Origin of the sequence: Curtobacterium sp. VKM Ac-2852 (genome assembly GCF_013205045.1) — a bacterium.
Classification (GTDB): Bacteria; Actinomycetota; Actinomycetes; order Actinomycetales; family Microbacteriaceae; genus Curtobacterium; species Curtobacterium flaccumfaciens.
This window is the reverse complement of record NZ_JABMLI010000003.1, coordinates 119,568-137,994: the sequence shown is the minus strand read 5'-3', so window position 1 is coordinate 137,994 and position 18,427 is coordinate 119,568. Positions and strand designations below refer to the sequence as shown.

17 protein-coding genes are annotated in these 18,427 nt (G+C 70.5%); 13 read left to right on the top strand and 4 right to left on the bottom strand.

What is annotated here, in order from left to right:
• Position 1: 1 nt before the first annotated feature.
• The 4 genes from sdhA to HQQ79_RS11740 form a co-directional block, all read right to left on the bottom strand.
• A complete protein-coding gene (sdhA, locus tag HQQ79_RS11755; protein ID WP_027466445.1) occupies positions 2–1,795 on the bottom strand; it encodes a succinate dehydrogenase flavoprotein subunit in 1,794 nt (597 codons plus the stop codon).
• A gap of 49 nt (positions 1,796–1,844) precedes the next feature.
• Positions 1,845–2,291 (bottom strand): succinate dehydrogenase, hydrophobic membrane anchor protein, encoded by a 447-nt coding sequence (gene sdhD, locus HQQ79_RS11750; RefSeq protein WP_071406401.1) that lies wholly within the window; start codon positions 2,289–2,291, stop codon positions 1,845–1,847.
• Between the two features lie 11 nt (positions 2,292–2,302).
• The gene (gene sdhC / locus HQQ79_RS11745) at positions 2,303–2,752 is read right to left on the bottom strand and encodes a succinate dehydrogenase, cytochrome b556 subunit (RefSeq protein ID WP_017888739.1); all 450 of its coding nucleotides are present in this window, start codon (positions 2,750–2,752) and stop codon (positions 2,303–2,305) included.
• 78 nt (positions 2,753–2,830) lie between these two features.
• Positions 2,831–4,066, bottom strand: a complete 1,236-nt coding sequence (locus tag HQQ79_RS11740) for a glycosyltransferase family 1 protein (RefSeq protein WP_231495703.1) — start codon at positions 4,064–4,066, stop codon at positions 2,831–2,833.
• A 154-nt stretch (positions 4,067–4,220) separates the two neighbouring features.
• Between HQQ79_RS11740 and HQQ79_RS11735 the strand changes: the two genes are divergently transcribed.
• The 13 genes from HQQ79_RS11735 to HQQ79_RS11675 all read left to right on the top strand — a co-directional run bounded on the left by HQQ79_RS11735 (position 4,221) and on the right by HQQ79_RS11675 (position 18,361).
• Positions 4,221–5,336: a mannose-1-phosphate guanylyltransferase gene (locus tag HQQ79_RS11735; RefSeq protein ID WP_071244281.1), complete on the top strand. Its 1,116-nt coding sequence runs from the start codon at positions 4,221–4,223 to the stop codon at positions 5,334–5,336.
• Positions 5,337–5,534: 198 nt separating this feature from the next.
• A complete protein-coding gene (locus tag HQQ79_RS11730; RefSeq protein WP_173034514.1) occupies positions 5,535–6,599 on the top strand; it encodes a BMP family ABC transporter substrate-binding protein in 1,065 nt (354 codons plus the stop codon).
• 141 nt (positions 6,600–6,740) lie between these two features.
• On the top strand, positions 6,741–8,261 hold the full coding sequence (locus HQQ79_RS11725; RefSeq protein ID WP_173034512.1) for an ABC transporter ATP-binding protein: 1,521 nt from the start codon (positions 6,741–6,743) through the stop codon (positions 8,259–8,261).
• Between the two features lie 55 nt (positions 8,262–8,316).
• A complete protein-coding gene (locus HQQ79_RS11720) occupies positions 8,317–9,684 on the top strand; it encodes an ABC transporter permease (protein WP_173034510.1) in 1,368 nt (455 codons plus the stop codon).
• Positions 9,681–10,970 (top strand): ABC transporter permease, encoded by a 1,290-nt coding sequence (locus HQQ79_RS11715; RefSeq protein ID WP_111056109.1) that lies wholly within the window; start codon positions 9,681–9,683, stop codon positions 10,968–10,970. Before HQQ79_RS11720 ends, HQQ79_RS11715 begins: the two co-directional genes overlap by 4 nt.
• A gap of 19 nt (positions 10,971–10,989) precedes the next feature.
• Positions 10,990–11,472 (top strand): cytidine deaminase, encoded by a 483-nt coding sequence (locus HQQ79_RS11710; RefSeq protein WP_071244268.1) that lies wholly within the window; start codon positions 10,990–10,992, stop codon positions 11,470–11,472.
• 1 nt (position 11,473) lies between these two features.
• Positions 11,474–12,772 (top strand): thymidine phosphorylase, encoded by a 1,299-nt coding sequence (locus HQQ79_RS11705; RefSeq protein WP_173034508.1) that lies wholly within the window; start codon positions 11,474–11,476, stop codon positions 12,770–12,772.
• A gap of 120 nt (positions 12,773–12,892) precedes the next feature.
• The gene (locus HQQ79_RS11700) at positions 12,893–14,005 is read left to right on the top strand and encodes an adenosine deaminase (protein ID WP_173034506.1); all 1,113 of its coding nucleotides are present in this window, start codon (positions 12,893–12,895) and stop codon (positions 14,003–14,005) included.
• Between the two features lie 3 nt (positions 14,006–14,008).
• Positions 14,009–14,455: a PTS sugar transporter subunit IIA gene (locus HQQ79_RS11695; protein WP_173034504.1), complete on the top strand. Its 447-nt coding sequence runs from the start codon at positions 14,009–14,011 to the stop codon at positions 14,453–14,455.
• Positions 14,452–14,730: a PTS sugar transporter subunit IIB gene (locus tag HQQ79_RS11690; protein WP_027466460.1), complete on the top strand. Its 279-nt coding sequence runs from the start codon at positions 14,452–14,454 to the stop codon at positions 14,728–14,730. The genes HQQ79_RS11695 and HQQ79_RS11690 overlap by 4 nt, the downstream gene beginning before the upstream one ends.
• 29 nt (positions 14,731–14,759) lie before the next feature.
• Positions 14,760–15,602 (top strand): purine-nucleoside phosphorylase, encoded by an 843-nt coding sequence (locus HQQ79_RS11685; RefSeq protein WP_111056107.1) that lies wholly within the window; start codon positions 14,760–14,762, stop codon positions 15,600–15,602.
• Positions 15,599–17,263: a phospho-sugar mutase gene (locus HQQ79_RS11680; RefSeq protein ID WP_173034502.1), complete on the top strand. Its 1,665-nt coding sequence runs from the start codon at positions 15,599–15,601 to the stop codon at positions 17,261–17,263. The genes HQQ79_RS11685 and HQQ79_RS11680 overlap by 4 nt, the downstream gene beginning before the upstream one ends.
• A 405-nt stretch (positions 17,264–17,668) precedes the next feature.
• Positions 17,669–18,361: a hypothetical protein gene (locus HQQ79_RS11675; RefSeq protein ID WP_173034500.1), complete on the top strand. Its 693-nt coding sequence runs from the start codon at positions 17,669–17,671 to the stop codon at positions 18,359–18,361.
• Positions 18,362–18,427: the final 66 nt, after the last annotated feature.

The following is an 18,427-nucleotide window of genomic DNA, read 5'->3' as shown; positions in this document are numbered from 1 at the left end:
CTCAGTACTTCCTCTCCATCGGCTGGTACCGCGTGATGACGACGGGCTTCCAGTCGAGCGTGATGTGGTCGTCGGCGAGTGACGAGTGCGGGTCGCCCGTCAGGTACGCCATGGTGTGCTGCATGTAGTTCTCGTCGTCGCGCTTCGGGTAGTCGTCGCGCATGTGGCCGCCACGGCTCTCCTTGCGGTTGCGCGCGGAGTAGACGACGACCTCGGCCAGGTCGAGCAGGAACCCGAGCTCGACGGCCTCGAGCAGGTCGGTGTTGAACCGTTTGCCCTTGTCCTGCACGGAGACCTGCATGAAGCGGTTGCGGAGCGTGTGCAGGGTCTCGGTGACGCGGGCGAGCGACTCGTCCGTGCGGAACACCTGGGCGTTCTTGTCCATCTCCTCCTGCAGTTCCTTGCGGAGCGCGGAGACGCGCTCGGTACCGGTCGAGGCACGGAGCTGGTCGAGCATGCCGCGGACGCCGGCCGCCGGGTCTTCCGGCAGGGGGAGGAACTCAGCGGTCTGGACCCACTCGGCGGCGTTGTTGCCCGAGCGCTTGCCGAAGACGTTGATGTCGAGCAGCGAGTTGGTGCCGAGGCGGTTGGAACCGTGCACGGAGACGCAGGCGCACTCGCCGGCGGCGTACAGGCCCGGGACGACGGTGGTGTTGTCGTACAGGACCTCGGCCTTGACGTTCGTCGGGATCCCGCCCATCGCGTAGTGCGCGGTCGGCATCACGGGCACCGGCTCGACGACGGGGTCGACGCCGAGGTACGTGCGGGCGAACTCGGTGATGTCCGGCAGCTTCGTCTCGAGGACCTCGGCGCCCAGGTGCGTGCAGTCGAGCAGCACGTAGTCCTTGTTCGGTCCGGCACCCCGGCCCTCGGCGACTTCCTGCACCATGCAGCGCGCGACGATGTCACGCGGTGCGAGGTCCTTGATGGTGGGGGCGTACCGCTCCATGAAGCGCTCACCCGAGGCGTTCCGGAGGATCGCGCCCTCGCCGCGGGCGCCCTCGGTCAGCAGGATGCCGAGCCCGGCGAGCCCGGTCGGGTGGAACTGGAAGAACTCCATGTCCTCGAGCGGCAGGCCCTTGCGCCACACGATGCCGACGCCGTCGCCGGTCAGGGTGTGCGCGTTCGAGGTGGTCTTGTACATCTTGCCGAAGCCGCCGGTCGCGAAGATCATCGCCTTGGCGTGGAAGACGTGCAGCTCCCCGGTCGCGAGCTCGAACGCGACGACGCCGGCCGGCTGCTGGCGGGTGACACCGTCGTCACCGACGACGTCGACCATGATGAGGTCGAGCGCGTAGAACTCGTTGTAGAACTCGACGCCGAGCTTCACGCAGTTCTGGAACAGCGTCTGCAGGATCATGTGCCCGGTGCGGTCTGCGGCGTAGCAGGCCCGGCGGACCGGGGACTTGCCGTGGTCGCGGGTGTGGCCACCGAAACGGCGCTGGTCGATCTTGCCCTCGGGCGTGCGGTTGAACGGCAGGCCCATGTTCTCGAGGTCGATGACGGCGTCGATCGCCTCTTTTGCCAGGATCTCGGCGGCGTCCTGGTCGACCAGGTAGTCGCCGCCCTTGATCGTGTCGAACGTGTGCCACTCCCACGAGTCCTCTTCGACGTTCGCGAGGGCCGCGGCCATCCCGCCCTGTGCCGCACCGGTGTGCGACCGGGTGGGGTAGAGCTTCGAGATGACGGCCGTCTTCGCCTTCGGGCCGGCTTCGATCGCGGCTCGCATGCCCGCGCCTCCGGCGCCGATGATGACGATGTCGAACTGGTGGTGGTGGACGGTGGTCTCGGTCACAGGGGTCTTTCCGTAGACGGTGGGAACGCGGGCAGCAACGGTGGTGGTGCTACTGCGCGGGGCAGAAGGACGGCAGGTCGGCGGCAGCGGCGCCGGCGGGGCACGGGTCGAAGGTCCAGCAGACGAGGAGCCCGAGCACGATCAGCACGACGCAGGCGGCCAGGATCGCGACGAGGAGGGTCTTGCGGATGCCGGGCTTCGACACGTAGTCGTTGACGATCGTGCGCATGCCGTTCGAGCCGTGGATGAGGGCGAGGACCAGCATGAGCGAGTCCCAGACCTTCCAGAAGGGGTTGGCCCACTTGCCGGCGACGAAGGCGAAGTCGATCTGCTTGACGCCCTCGCCCGCCACCATGTTGACGAAGAGGTGGCCGAAGATCAGCACGACGAGCAGCACGCCCGAGGCGCGCATGTAGATCCAGCCCCACTTCTCCCAGTTGGTGGTGCTGCGGGCGGCTGCGGCCGAGCGGGGAGGTTCGACGATCTGCGTGGTCATGTTCGTGCCCCTCAGTTGAAGTCCGCGACGAGGTTCATGAGCTGGCGGGGAAGGAAGCCCGCGATCGCCACCGCCCACAGGACCATGACGATCCAGAACATGGCCCGCTGGTACTTCGGGCCCTTCGACCAGAAGTCGATCAGGATGATCCGCAGGCCGTTGAAGGCGTGGAACACGATGGCCATGACGAGCGCGATCTCGCCGAGGTTCATGATCGGGGTCTTGTACGTGCCGATGACCGCGTTGTACGCCTCGGGTGAGAGCCGCACGAGCGCCGTGTCGAGGATGTGCACGAGCAGGAAGAAGTAGATCGCGACGCCGGTGATGCGGTGGAGAACCCACGACCACATCCCGATCGAACCGCGGTAGAGCGTGCCCTGTGGCGTCCGCGAAGCCCGCGGGGCTTCGATCGAGACGTCGGGCACCGCGGTCGCCGTACCCCCGCCGGTGTGCTCAGCCATGAGCTCGTCCTTCCATAGGACGGGCTCGCCCGATCGGCGAGCCCTTGCCGTTCGTGTTCGTGTGGAACACGACCCATCCTATGCGCGGGCGCTGACCTTCTCGTCCCGACCGGCCCGGAGGCCCCGTCCGACGGGCGGCGCGCCGATGGTGCGGGCCGTGTCGTGGTGGTCGAGGAGCTGGTCGCCGACGGCCTCCCAGGTGGTTCCCTCGACCCGGAGTCGACCGGCGGAACCCATCCGCTCCGCCAGCGCGCGGTCGTGGTGCAGCCGCAGGACCGCGTGTCGCAGGGCCTGCGGGGCATCGGCGTCGTAGAGCTCGCCGTCGAGTCCCGGGGCCACCAGGTCGAGCGGGCCGCCGGACGCCGGCGCGATCACGGGCAGGCCGGAGGCGTGGGCCTCCTGCAGGGTCTGCCCGAAGGTCTCGGCCGGACCGGTGTGCACGAACAGGTCGAGCGCCGCGTACGCGTCAGCGAGGGCGTCGCCGCGCAGGGGGCCGGTGAAGGTGACGTCGAGGTGCCGGAGCCGACGTTCGAGCATCGCCCGCGACGGACCCCCTCCGGCCACGACGACCCGGATGCCGGGGACACCGCCGAGCTCGGCGAGCCGCTCGACCTCCTTCTCCGGGGCGAGGCGTCCGACGTAGCCGACGATGGTCTCACCGTTGGGGGCCAGGCGGCGGCGGAGTGCCCGCACGTGCCCGGTCGACCGGCGCGCGGGGTGGAACAGCTCGGTGTCGACCCCGCGACCCCAGCGGGCGACGCGGGGCACGCCCTCCTCGGCGAGCATCGCGGCGGTCGCGCTCGACGGGGCGAGCGTCAGCGAGGCCCCGGCGTGGATGCGTCCGAGGATCTTCCGCACCAACGGGACGGTCGCGGTCAGGCCGTTGCGGCGGGCGAACCCGGCCACGTCGGTCTGGAAGACGGCGACGGAGGGGATGCCGAGCCTCCCGGCTGCCGTGATCGCGCGCCCACCCAACAGGAACGGACTCGCGGCGTGGAGCACGTCGGCGCCGGAGGCGGCGAGGATCGTGTCGAGCACCGGGTGGGGGAGCGCCACCGGGAACTGCCGGTAGGCGACGGCGGGGATGCGGTGGACGTCGAAGGAGCGGTAGCGCTCGACGGCGCTGCGAGACCGGAACTGCGCGAGGCCGGGGGTGTCCGGGGCGATCACGACCGCGCGGTGACCCCGTCGTTCCAGGTGGTCGAGGACCGCCAGGACACTGGTGGTCACGCCGTTGAGGGTGGGCAGGAAGCTCTCGGTCACGACGGCGACGGTCCGGGGGGACGTGCCGCGCTCCACGCTGCGTGCGCTCATGGTGCTGCCCATGCTCCGGGCGTGACGTGACCCGGCGGGGCCGACGACGTGAACGGGACGCGCGCGCCGGGTGAACAACGCTGCGGGAGCCCGCATGCGGGAATCGTGCGGAGACCACCCAGGATCCGCCCGGTGGGACCGGTACGGTGAGCGCGTGGCTGACGCTCTCGAAGACTTCTACGCGATCATCCCCGCAGGGGGCATCGGATCGCGCCTGTGGCCGTTGTCGCGCGCGGACGCACCCAAGTTCCTGCACGACCTGACGGGTTCCGGCACCTCGCTGCTGCGGCAGACCTGGGACCGCCTGGCGCCGCTCGCCGGCGACCAGCGGATCATGGTCGTCACCGGCCGTGCGCACCGGGTCGCGGTGGAGTCGCAGCTGCCCGGCGTCGAGGACCACAACGTGGTGCTCGAGAGCGAGCCGAAGGACTCCACGGCCGCCATCGGCCTGGCCGCGGCGATCCTGGTGCGCCGCGAGCCCGACGTCGTCATCGGCTCGTTCGCCGCCGACCACGTCATCGGGGACGCCCGCGGCTTCCGTCGTTCGGTGCGCGAGGCCGTCGCCGTCGCCCGCGCCGGCTACGTCACGACCATCGGCATCACCCCGACGGAACCCGCGATCGGCTTCGGGTACATCAACGCCGACACCGCCGCGCTCGACATCGAGGGTGCCCCGACCGCACACGCGGTGAAGTCGTTCGTCGAGAAGCCCGACCTCGACACCGCCCGCTCGTACGTCGAGCAGGGCAACTACCTCTGGAACGCCGGCATGTTCATCGCCCGCGCCGACGTGCTGCTCGCCGAGATCGGCCGGACGAAGCCCGAGCTGCTGGCCGGCATCAACGAGCTCGCCGACGCCTGGGACACCTCGGCCCGCGGCGCCGTCGTCGACGCCGTCTGGCCGATGCTCGAGAAGATCGCCATCGACTACACCGTCGCCGAGCCGGCCGCAGCCGCCGGACGCATGGCGGTCGTCCCCGGCGACTTCGACTGGGACGACGTGGGCGACTTCGCCTCGCTCGCCAAGCTGCAGTCCGGCGGTCGGCCGAACAACCTCGCCGTGCTCGGGGACGGTGCCCGCATCCTGGCGGACTCGTCGAGCGGCATCGTGATCTCGCACAGCCAGCGACTCATCTCGCTCATCGGCGTCGAGGACATCGTCGTCGTGGACACCCCGGACGCCCTGCTCGTCACCACCAGCGCGAACGCTCAGCGGGTGAAGGGTGTGGTGGATGCCCTGAAGATCAGCGGCCGGGGCGACGTCCTGTAGCGCTCCACCGACAAACCCCTCGAACTGGGGGTCTGCGTAGGACCCTGCGTTACGGGCGCGTTTCGGCGGGGTCGCGATCCCGTAACCGATCCGCAGGACCCCCGCAACGGGTCCTGTACCGGCCCGACGGTCGTGTACTGTCGCCACGATCGCCCGGAACGCACGTGGTCCGGGCACGCTCCCCGGAGGAACCAACCCGTGACATCTCGTACCCGACAGGTCGTCCTCAGCGGCCTCGCGCTCGCCGGCACCGTCGCCGTCCTGGCCGGCTGCGCCTCGGCGCCGTCCACCACCGACTCGGCGAAGAAGACCGACTTCCGCCCCTGCATGGTCTCCGACGCCGGTGGGTTCGACGACAAGTCGTTCAACCAGCTCGGCTACGAGGGCATGAAGGACGCCGCCAAGGACCTCGGTGCCACCTACAAGGAAGCCGAGTCGAAGGACGCCACCGTCTACGACTCGAACATCGAGCAGCTCATCGGCCAGAACTGCAACCTCGTCGTGACCGTCGGCTTCAACCTGGCCGACGCCACGAAGAAGCAGGCCGCTGCGAACCCCGACACCGACTTCGCGATCATCGACGACAACTCGATCGACGCGAAGAACGTCAAGCCGATCACGTTCGACACCTCGCAGGCGGCGTTCCTCGCCGGCTACGCGGCGGCGTCCTACTCGAAGACCGGCGTCGTCGGCACCTTCGGTGGCATGCAGATCCCGACCGTCACCATCTTCATGGACGGCTTCGCGGACGGCGTGAAGTACTACAACGAGCAGAAGGACAAGGACGTCAAGGTCGTCGGCTGGAACGTCGACAGCGGCAAGGGCTCCTTCACCGGTGGCTTCGAGGCCGGCACGCAGGCCAAGTCCGTCGCGCAGACGCTCCTCGACCAGGACGCCGACGTGATCCTGCCCGTCGGTGGCCCGATCTACCAGTCCGCCGCCGAGGCCATCAAGGACGCCGACAACGGTTCCGTCCTGATCGGTGCGGACAGCGACCTCTACGAGGCCGACCCCCGCTACAAGGACATCGCCTTCACCTCGGTCGAGAAGGGCATGCGCCCGGCCGTGAAGGACGTCGTCGAGCAGGCGGCTGACGACAAGTTCTCGAAGGACCCGTACGTGGGCACCCTCGAGAACGACGGCGTCGGCATCGCGCCGTTCCACGACTTCGAGTCCAAGGTCGACAAGGGCCTGCAGGGCGAGCTCGACGACGTGAAGGCCGGCATCATCGACGGCTCGATCAAGGTCAAGACCCAGTCCTGACCCGGTGAACGCGGGCGGGGGATCATCCCTCGCCCGCGTTCTCGTGCGCCCGGGTGGCGCACACCACATCGTGCATCCGCGGGGTGCACGCGACACCGTGCGCCCGCGTGGCGCGCGCGAGACAGAAATAGACTCCCGAACATGAAGCTCGAACTCCGCGGCATCACCAAGCGGTTCGGCGCCCTGGTCGCCAACGACCACATCTCGCTCACCGTCGAGCCGGGTGAGGTCCACTGCCTCCTGGGTGAGAACGGCGCCGGCAAGTCCACCCTGATGAACGTCCTGTACGGCCTGTACGACGCCGACGAGGGCGAGATCCTGCTCGACGACGTGGTGCAGGACTTCGACGGCCCCGGTGACGCCATGCGCGCCGGCATCGGCATGGTGCACCAGCACTTCATGCTCGTGCCCGTGTTCACCGTCGCCGAGAACGTCATGCTGGGCCAGGAACAGACCACCTTCGGCGGGCGGCTCGACCTGGCCGGTGCCCGCAAGCGCGTGCAGGAGATCTCCGACCGCTTCGGGTTCGACGTCGATCCCGACGCCAAGGTCGAGGACCTGCCCGTCGGCGTGCAGCAGCGCGTCGAGATCATCAAGGCGCTGTCCCGCGACGCCTCCGTGCTGGTGTTCGACGAGCCGACGGCCGTCCTCACCCCGCAGGAGACCGACGAGCTGATGGGCATCATGCGCCAGCTCCGCGAAGCCGGCACCGCGATCGTCTTCATCACCCACAAGCTCCGCGAGGTGCGCGAGGTCGCCGACCGCATCACGGTCATCCGTCTCGGCAAGGTCGTCGGCGAAGCCTCGCCGACCGCCACGAACAACGAGCTGGCCGCGCTGATGGTCGGCCGTGCCGTCTCGCTCGTGGTCGACAAGGGACCCTCGACCGGTGGCGACGACGCCCTGGTCGTCGAGCACCTCACCGTCACCGACCCGTCCGGCATCGTGCTCGTCGACGACGTCTCCTTCACGGTGCGTCGCGGCGAGGTCCTGGCGATCGCCGGGGTGCAGGGCAACGGGCAGACCGAGCTCACCGAGGCGATCATGGGCCTCGAGCCCGCCCACGCCGGCCGGGTCACCCTGGACGGCAAGGAGCTCACCGGCCGGAGCGTCAAGCAGGTGCTCGACGCGGGCGTCGGCTTCGTCCCCGAGGACCGCAAGGAGGACGGCCTGGTCGGCGAGTTCACCATCGCCGAGAACCTGATGCTCGACCGGGCCGACCACGCCGAGTTCGTCCGCGCCGGCACGATCCGGTCGGCGGAACGCGACGCCTTCGCCGACGAGAAGATCGCCGAGTTCGACATCCGCACCCCCGGCCGCACCACCGCGGCCGGTCGGCTGTCCGGCGGGAACCAGCAGAAGATCGTCCTGGCGCGCGAACTGAGCCGTGAACTGCGGCTGTTCGTCGCCGCGCAGCCCACCCGCGGCATCGACGTCGGCTCGATCGAGTTCGTCCACAAGCGCATCGTCGCCACCCGCGACACCGGGGTGCCGGTCATCGTCGTCTCCACCGAGCTCGACGAGGTCGTCGCCCTGGCGGACCGCATCGCCGTGATGTACCGCGGCGGCATCGTCGGCATCGTCCCCGCGACCACCCCCCGCGACGTCCTCGGCCTCATGATGGCCGGGGAGATCCCCGAAGGAACGGAGCTGGCCGCATGACCGGTTCGGCCGGCGAGATCCACGCCACACCCACGACCGGAACGGAGCTGGCAGCGTGACCACCCCACCGCCAGACAACACGCAGCAGCCGACCCCGGCTGCGCACGGCACCGCGGACGCCCCGCTCACCGACGACCGTCTGCAGGAGGTCGAGTCGACCCCGCACCTGATGACGGACTCGGCAGAGGACACCGAGCGCCGCAACGGCGCCGGTGGTGACCGCTGGCAGGCCGCCCTGCAGGGGATCCTGAACGGGTCCGTGCTCGTCACGGTGCTCGCCGTCGTCCTCGCGCTGGTCGCCTGCGGCATCCTCATCGCGGTGACGGACGAGAACGTCCGTGCCACCGCCGGGTACTTCTTCGCCCGCCCGACGGACATGCTCCAGGCGGTCGGCACCGCGGTCGGCGGCGCGTACGCCTCGCTGTTCCAGGGCTCGGTGTTCAACTTCGGCGCGGACTCGTTCCAGCAGGCGATCGGGCCGCTCACGCGCTCCGTCGACTACTCGGTGCCGCTCATCGCCGCCGGGCTCGGGATCGCGCTGTCGTTCCGCGCCGGGCTGTTCAACATCGGCGGCCAGGGGCAGATCCTGATGGGCGCCGCTGCCGCCGGGTGGGTCGGGTTCTCGTTCGACGGGCCCGCCGCGATCCACATCCCGCTCACGATCCTCGCCGGCATCGTCGGCGGCGCGGTCTGGGGTGGCATCGTCGGGGTGCTCAAGGCCCGGACGGGTGCGAACGAGGTGGTCGTCACGATCATGCTCAACTACGTCGCGCTCTACCTGGTCAGCTACCTGCTCCGCACCCCGGGCCTGCTGCAGGCCCCGGGCAGCAGCAACCCGATCTCGCCCGCCACGAAGGAGAGCGCCCTGCTGCCGCAGCTCTTCGGCGTGCGGTACGGCGTGGACCTCGGGTTCATCGTCGCGATCATCGCGGTCGTCGTCGTCTGGTGGCTCGTCAACAAGTCGTCGCTCGGCTTCCGGTTCCGCACCATCGGTGAGAACCCCCGTGCCGCCCGCGTGGCCGGCATGAGCGTCCCGTCGCTGACCATCTGGGTGATGCTGATCTCCGGTGCCCTGGTCGGCATCGCCGGCGCCTACCAGGTGCAGGGCGCCGTCACCTCGGGCTTCACCTCGGGCATCGACGCCGGCATCGGCTTCGACGCCATCACCGTGGCCCTGCTCGGCCGCTCCAAGCCCTGGGGCGTCTTCTGGGCGGCCATCCTGTTCGGCGTGCTGAAGAACGGTGGCTACGCCATGCAGGCCGCCAACGGCATCCCGATCGACATCGTCGGGGTCATCCAGGCCCTCATCGTCCTCTTCATCGCGGCGCCGCCGCTCGTCCGCGCGATCTTCCGGATCCCGCAGCCGGGTGCACGCAAGCGCACGAAGACGAGCAAGACCAGCAAGAAGGCGGTCGCCGCATGAGCACCATCAGCCCCACCGCGGCCCCCGCATCGCCGCTCGCGGACCGTCCGGTCGAGACCACCAGGAGCTGGAAGCTCCCGATCGGGTACGGCGTGTTCACGCTCATCGCGATCGTGCTGTTCGGCCTGCTGCCGCGTTCCGGTACCACCACGTTCCGCCTCGCGAACGCCGGTGACTTCTTCGCGCTGCCGAACGTCCCGCTGCCCGCGCTCGGGACGGGCATCGTCGTCATCGTCCTGCTCGCGATCCTGACCGTGTACGCGTTCATCGAGACGCGGGCACTCCGCCGGGTCCCGCTGTGGGTCACGTCGGTGTTCGCGGTCGTCTTCGTCATCGGGTTCCTGACGTGGGCCGCGGCCGGTTCGTCCCTGCCGATCCCCGGCCTGCTGCTCGGCGCGCTGAGCCTGAGCGTCCCGCTCGTGTTCGGTGCCCTCGGCGGCGTCATCTCCGAGCGGGTCGGCGTGGTGAACATCGCGATCGAGGGTCAGTTCCTCGCCGGTGCGTTCAGCTCCGCGATGGTCGCGTCGATCACCGGGTCGCCCTGGGTCGGCCTCGTCGCCGCGCTCGTCGCCGGCATGCTCGTGTCGTTCGTCCTCGCGGCGTTCAGCATCAAGTACCTGGTCGACCAGGTCATCGTCGGTGTCGTCATCAACGCGTTCATCTCCGGCCTGACCGGCTTCCTGTACTCGCAGGTGCTCTCCCCGAACGAGGAGACCCTGAACATCGGCATCCGGTTCCCGAAGGTCGAGATCCCGCTGCTGCACCAGATCCCGGTCATCGGTCCGGTGTTCTTCGAGCAGACGGTCGTCGTCTACCTGGCCTACATCGCCGTGGCGGTCGTCACCTTCGGCCTGTTCAAGACCCGCTGGGGCCTGCGCCTCCGCGCGGTCGGCGAGCACCCGCAGGCCGCCGACACGGTGGGCATCAACGTCACGAGCACCCGGTTCTGGAACGTCTCCCTCGCCGGTGCGATCGCCGGTCTCGGTGGGGCGTACTTCACCCTCGACGCGGTCGGGCCGTTCACGAAGGACATGACCGCGGGCGCCGGCTACATCGCGCTGGCCGCCGTCATCTTCGGCCGGTGGGACCCCATCAAGGCGACGCTCGCGGCGCTGCTGTTCGGCTTCGCGTCGAACCTGCAGAACACGCTCGGAGCGATCGACTCACCCGTGCCCAGCGAGTTCCTGCTGATGCTGCCGTACGTGGTGACGATCTTCGCCGTGGCCGGCCTGGTCGGGCAGTCGCGCGGCCCCGCCGCGTCCGGCAAGCCCTACATCAAGAGCTGACGGCCTGGAGGCACGACACATGACCGACACGCAGCAACCAGGTGACCAGGCGGTCACCGCCACCGACCCGACGGACGCCGCCACGGGCCTCCCGGTCGACGACGTGGACTGGGGCGTCCTGCGGGACGCCGCCACGGCCGCGATGCGGCGCGCCTACGCGCCGTACTCGTCATTCCCGGTGGGCGCCGCGGCGCTGACCGACGACGGCCGGATCGTCTCCGGCTGCAACATCGAGAACGCGAGCTACGGGGTGACGCTCTGCGCGGAGTGCTCCCTCGTGTCGCAGCTGCACATGACCGGCGGCGGCAAGCTCGTCGCGTTCACGTGCGTCGACGGCGACGGGGCGACCCTGATGCCGTGCGGCCGCTGCCGCCAGCTGCTGTTCGAGCACTCGACCGAGGGCATGCTCCTCGAGACGCTCTCCGGCATCCGCACCATCGACGAGGTCCTGCCGGACGCCTTCGGGCCGCGCACCCTCGCCACGTACCAGCAGGAGCACTGACATGGCCGTCGAACCGTTCGACACCGTCGACCTCATCCGCACGAAGCGCTCCGGCGGCGCCCTGAGCACCGCCGAGGTCGACTGGCTCGTCGACGCGTACACCCGCAGCTACGTCGAGGACCCGCAGATGGCCGCGATGGCGATGGCGATCTTCCTGAACGGGATGGAGCGGCGCGAGATCAAGGACCTCACGCTCGCGATGATCGCGTCGGGGGAGCGGATGTCGTTCTCGTCGCTCGGCAAGACGACGGTCGACAAGCACTCCACCGGCGGGGTCGGCGACAAGATCACCCTGCCGCTGGCACCCCTGGTGGCGTCGTTCGGCGTCGCCGTGCCGCAGCTGTCCGGCCGCGGGCTCGGCCACACCGGCGGCACGCTCGACAAGCTCGAGTCGATCCCCGGGTGGCAGGCGTCCATCTCGAACGACCGCATGATGCAGGTGCTGCAGGACGTCGGCGCGGTCATCTGCGCCGCCGGGTCCGGCCTGGCCCCCGCGGACAAGAAGCTCTACGCGCTCCGCGACATCACCGGCACGGTCGAGTGCATCCCGCTCATCGCGTCGAGCATCATGTCGAAGAAGATCGCCGAGGGCACCGGTGCGCTCGTGCTCGACGTCAAGTTCGGGTCCGGCGCGTTCATGCCGACCTACGAGGCGTCCAGGGAGCTCGCGCAGACCATGGTCGACCTCGGCAACGACGCCGGGGTCGCGACCTCGGCGCTGCTGACCGACATGGAGGTCCCGCTCGGGCTGACGATCGGCAACGCGCTCGAGGTGCGGGAGTCGGTCGAGGTGCTCGCCGGCGGCGGCCCCGCCGACGTCGTCGAGCTGACCGTGGCGCTCGCGACCGAGATGCTCACGCTGGCCGGACTGCCCGACGCCGACCCCGCAGCGGCGCTCGCGGACGGCCGCGCCATGGACACCTGGCGTCGGATGATCGAGGCGCAGGGCGGGGACCCGTCCGCCGCGTTGCCCGTGGCCCGCGAACAGCACGTCGTCACCGCTCCGACGGCGGGGGTCCTCACGCAGCAGGACGCACTGCCGTTCGGGGTCTCGGCCTGGCGGCTCGGGGCCGGTCGTGCCCGCGCGCAGGACCCGGTGCAGGCCGGTGCGGGCATCGAGCTCCACGTCAAGCCGGGGGACACCGTGACCGAGGGCCAGCCGCTCTGGACGCTCCACTCCGACGACGCGTCGCGGATCCCGCGCGCACTCGAGTCGCTCGAGGGTGCGTGGACCATCGGCCCGGCGGGCTCCGCTGCCGCGGCACGTGGGCCGATCGTGCGCGAGCGCATCGGGTCCTGAACCCGGCCACCCGATCGATCGGAGGCTCCCTGCACAGCTGTGGGGAGCCTCCAGTGTCTTCCGTTGTGGGTTGTGCACAGGTGCCTGCGCGGCGGCGGTGACCACCGATAGCCTGGGGGCATGAGCGCCGACGCCCCGACCTACCGCCTGCCCGACGCCGGGGCGGTCATCAACGACCTGCCGAAGGTCTCGCTGCACGACCACCTCGACGGCGGCCTGCGTCCCGCGACCATCATCGAGCTCGCAGCGCCGGCGGGTGTCACGCTCCCCACCACCGACCCGGCCGAGCTCGGGCAGTGGTTCGCCGACCAGTCGAACTCCGGCTCCCTGGTCGAGTACCTGAAGACGTTCGACGTCACCACGTCGGTGATGCAGACCGCGCCGCAGCTCACCCGGATCGCCCGCGAGTTCGTCGAGGACCTGGTCGCCGACGGCGTCGTCTACGGCGAGGTCCGCTGGGCGCCGGAGCAGCACCTGCAGGGCGGACTGACCCTCGACCAGACGGTCGAGGCGGTACAGGCCGGCATCGAGGAAGCCGTCGACGCCGCCGGTGGGCGCATCCGCGTCGGCCAGCTCGTCACCGCGATGCGGCACGCCGACCGGTCGCTCGAGATCGCCGAGCTCGCCGTCCGGCACCGTGACGCCGGGGTCGTCGGCTTCGACATCGCCGGTGCCGAAGCCGGGTTCCCCGCCTCGAACCACCGCGCCGCCTTCGACTACCTGGCGTCCGAACTGTTCCCCGTCACCGTGCACGCGGGCGAGGCCGACGGGCTCGCGTCCATCCGGTCCGCGCTCGTCGACGGCCGGGCGCTCCGCCTCGGGCACGGCGTCCGCATCTTCGAGGACGTCGCCCTGTCCGACGCCGGGGACGGCTCGACGCTGGCCTCCCTGGGCGAGGTCGCCTCGTGGGTCCGTGACCGCGAGATCCCGCTCGAGGTCTCGCCGTCGTCGAACCTGCAGACCGGTGCGATCGCCGCGTGGGGCGACGACCTCGCCGACCACCCGTTCGACGTGCTCTACCAGCTCGGCTTCCGCGTCACGGTGAACACCGACAACCGCCTGATGAGCGGGACCTCGCTCTCGAAGGAGCTCGCGCTGCTCGCGGGCACGTTCGGCTACGACCTCGACGACCTGGCCGCGTTCCAGATCAACGCCGCGCTCGGGTCGTTCCTGCCGCTCGAGGACCGCGAGGAGATCATCGCCACCATCACGGCCGGGTACCAGGAGGCCTGACGCATGGGACTGCCACCGCTGCCGGACACCGCCGTCCTCCTCGGTGCGGACGCGCCCGCGTGGCGTGACGCGATGCGCCTGGTCGGCGGTGCGCTCGTCGCCTCGGGCGCCACCACCGACGAGTACACCGACGCCATGATCGGCATGGTCGAGGAGCACGGGCCGTACATCGTCATCTCGCCGGGGCTCGCCTTCGCGCACGCCCGGCCGGGTGGTGCCGTCCTGCGGGACGGACTCGCCATCGTGACGCTGGCTGCTCCGGTGGCGTTCGGCCACCCGCACAACGACCCCGTCCGTGTGGTGCTCGGGCTCGCGGTGGCCGAGGTCGGCACCCACCTGGAGTCGATCGGCGAGATCGCGAACCTGTTCAACGACGCCACCGTGACCGGGCGGATCGCGGCGGCGACCACCGCGGACGAGGTCCGCACGATCATGGGGGTCTCCGCGTGAAGATCGTGACCATCTGCGGCGCCGGCATCGGGTCGAGCGGCATCCTCAAGGTGAACGCCGAGAAGGCGCTCGACGCCCTCGGGCTCTCCGCGTCCGTCGTCGCGGCGGACGTCGCGTCCGTGCGGGACGTCTCCGACGACGCCAACGTGATCCTGACGAGTCAGGAGTTCGTCGAGGCGATCGGCGACACCTACGCCGAGGTCATCGTCATCGCGAACCACTTCGACCAGGGCGAGATCACGGCGGCGGTGGACCGGGCGCTCGGCGAGCACTGAGCGCGCAGTCCGCCCTTTAGAGTTGGGGCATGAGCACCGAGAACCCGCTGAACGACCCCGCTGCCGACCCGTTCGAGGTCGCGCGGGACGCCGCAGCCGCCATCGCCGAGCAGTCCGGCATCGAGCGGCACGACATCGCCCTGACCCTCGGCTCGGGCTGGGGCAAGGCCGCCGACATCATCGGTGAGACCGTGTCCGAGATCCCGGCCGAGCAGGTCCCCGGGTTCAGCGCCTCGGCCGTCCCCGGACACTCCGGCACGATCCGGTCGATCCGCCTCGACGACGGCCGCCACGCGCTCGTCATCGGTGCCCGCACCCATTACTACGAGGGCCACGGGGTCCGTCGGGTCGTGCACAGCGTCCGCACGGCCGCGGCGACCGGTGCCTCGATCATGGTGCTGACCAACGGTGCCGGCGGCATCAAGGAGCACTGGACCCCGGGCACGCCGGTGCTCATCAGCGACCACATCAACCTGACCGCGGACAGCCCGCTCGAGGGCGCGACGTTCATCGACCTCACCGACCTGTACTCGGCGCGGCTGCGCGAGCTGGCCCGGACGGTCGACCCGTCGCTCGACGAGGGTGTCTACACGCAGTTCCGCGGCCCGCACTACGAGACCCCGGCCGAGGTCCAGATGGCGAAGACCATCGGCGGGCACATCGTCGGCATGTCCACGGCGCTCGAGGCCATCGCCGCCCGTCAGGCCGGCATGGAGGTCCTCGGGTTCTCGCTCATCACGAACCTCGCCGCGGGCATCCAGAAGACCCCGTTGTCGCACACCGAGGTGCTCGAGGCCGGCAAGCAGGCCGAGCCGGTGATCGCCGACCTGCTCGCACGCGTGGTCGCCGCACTCGGGCAGCCGGCATCGTGAAGCTCGACCTCGACCAGGTGCTCGGCACCGCGCGGGCGTGGCTGGCGCAGGACCCCGACCCGGAGACCCGCGACGAGCTGGCCGCGGCGATCGACGCGGCGGCCGATGGCGACGGTCCCGCTGTCCGGGCGCTCGCCGAGCGGTTCGACGGCCGGCTGCAGTTCGGCACCGCCGGACTCCGCGCGGAGCTCGGCTGGGGCCCGCTGCGCATGAACCGGGTCGTCGTGACCCAGGCTGCTGCGGGGCTCGCACGGTTCCTCATCGACACCGGGCGCTCGCGCAGCGTCGTGATCGGGTACGACGGCCGGGTGAACTCGGACGTCTTCGCACGTGATTCGGCCGAGGTCATGCGCGGCCTCGGGCTCGAGGTCACCCTGCTGCCCTCGGCCCTGCCGACGCCGGTGCTCGCGTTCGCCGTCCGGCACCTCGACGTCGGGGCCGGCGTCATGGTCACGGCGAGCCACAACCCGCCGCGGGACAACGGGTACAAGGTCTACCTCGGTCAGGAAGACGACGGCTCGCAGATCGTCCCGCCCGTCGACGGCGAGATCGCGGACGCCATCGACGCCGTCGCCGCAGGGGCCGTCACGGACCTGCCGCGCGGTACGGACTACACCGTGGCGACGTCGGCCCTGGTCGACGCCTACGTGGCCGCCACGGCAGCGATCGTGCCCGTTCCCGCACTCGCGGGCGATGCGCAGCCGAAGGTCGTCTACACGGCCATGCACGGCGTCGGGTGGGAGACCGCTCGTGCGGTGTTCGCGGCGGCCGGGTTCGCCGAGCCGGCGGTCGTGCCGGAGCAGATCGAGCCGGACGGGGCGTTCCCGACGGTGTCGTTCCCGAACCCCGAGGAGCCCGGCGCGATGGACCTCGCGATCGCCCGCGGCCTCGCCGTCGGCGCCGACCTGGTGATCGCGAACGACCCCGACGCCGACCGGCTCGCACTCGCGATCCCGGACGGATCCGGTTCCTACCGCCGACTGTCGGGCAACGAGGTCGGCTGGCTGCTCGGGTGGCGGGCCGCCGCACGGGCGTCGGAGTCCGGCGCGACCGGCACCCTCGCCGCGTCGATCGTCTCGTCGCCGGCGTTGGCCCGGGTTGCCGCGCGCCACGGGCTGGAGTACCGCGACACCCTGACCGGCTTCAAGTGGGTGTCGCGGGTGCCCGAGCTGCTGTTCGGGTACGAAGAGGCCCTGGGCTACCTGGTCGACCCGTCGGTCGTGCGGGACAAGGACGGCATCTCGGCTGCGCTGGAGCTGCTGTCCCTCGCCGACGAGCTCGCCGCGTCGGGCTCGACCATCGCCGACCACCTCGAGGCGTTCGCCGCCGAGTTCGGCGCGTTTGCCTCGGGGCAGGTCGCGACCCGCGTCGACGACCTGTCGCGCATCGGCGAGATCATGGCGTCGCTCCGGGCCACGCCGCCGACGGAGCTCGGCGGACTGTCCGTGCAGACGGTGACGGACTACGCCGACGGGGTGGCGGGCTTCCCGCCCTCGGACATCCTGCGCTACGACCTGTCCGGCGACGCCCGGGTGATCGTCCGCCCGAGCGGCACCGAGCCCAAGGTGAAGGTCTACATCGACACGGTCGCGGACACCCCCGCCGAGGCCCAGCGCCTGGTCGACGCCCTCGCCGCCGCGGTGCGCCCCCTGGTGTCGTAGGGCGTCGGTCCGCAAAACACCGGTGTTCGCGCTCTGAACACCCGCACAACGCGGTGCAGAGCGCGAACACCGGTGTTTTGCTGTTCCTCCACAGGGGTGGGGGAGCGGGGGCTCCTCACAAGGAGAGGGTCGCCGTCGTGTGGGCCGTGCGGGAGCCGTGACGGTGGGGCCATGGCTCACATCACGGTGTTCGGCGCGGCTCCGGGCGATCCCGATCCGAGAGCGCACAGACGGCTCGCGGATGCCGCTCGCCGAGGAACCCTCATCCGCCTCACAGCCGGCCGGTACGTCGACCGAGACGCGTTCGAAGCAGCGAGTGCAGCGGAGCGCCATCGTGCACGGGTCGAAGCGGTCGCGCCGAACATCCACCCCGCCCTCGTGATCTCCCACGAGTCGGCTGTGGCGATGCTCGGACTCCCGTGGCTCGGGGAGTTCCCCGAGCACGTCGTCGCCACCGATCCGCGTCGAGCCACCGGTCAACGTCGCGCGCATCTGCAGAAGGTCGGAGGGGCGGGTCGTCCCATCGCTTGTGCGAGCGTCGGCGGCCTGCCCGTCACGACCCTCGTGGTCACCGGGGTCGACGTCGCGCTCCGAGCGTCGTTCCGCACTGCGGTGGTCGTGTTGGACGCGGTGCTGGCCCGGGGAGTGTCGCAGGAAGCGCTGCTCGCCGAACTGCGCAGCCGGGAGCCTCGTCCGCGGGCGTCCACCCGCGCGCGACGGGCGATCGAGTTCGCGGACGCGGCTGCTGACTCGCCGGGTGAGTCAGTGGCGCGGCTGTGTTGGGCAGAAGCGGGGTTCCCGGCGCCGGTGCTGCAGCAGGAGTTCCGCGATGCGGGCGGCCTGATCGGCCGGGTGGACTTCTGGTTCGAGGACGCCGGCGTGGTCGTGGAGTTCGACGGGCTGGTCAAGTACCGCGACCGGACGATGCGCGCTGGTCGGACCCCTGAGCGCGTCGTCATCGACGAGAAGCTCCGAGAGGACCGGCTCCGTGCGCACCGCTCCGTCCGAAGGGTCGTCCGCGTGACGTGGCCGGATGTTGAGCCGGGCGGCAACGGCCCCGTGGCACTCGAGGCAGCCGGAGTGCATCGTGTTCGATGAAGCAAAACACCGGTGTTCACGAGTCGAACCGCGGTGTGCGCGTGTTCAACCGGCGAACACCGGTGT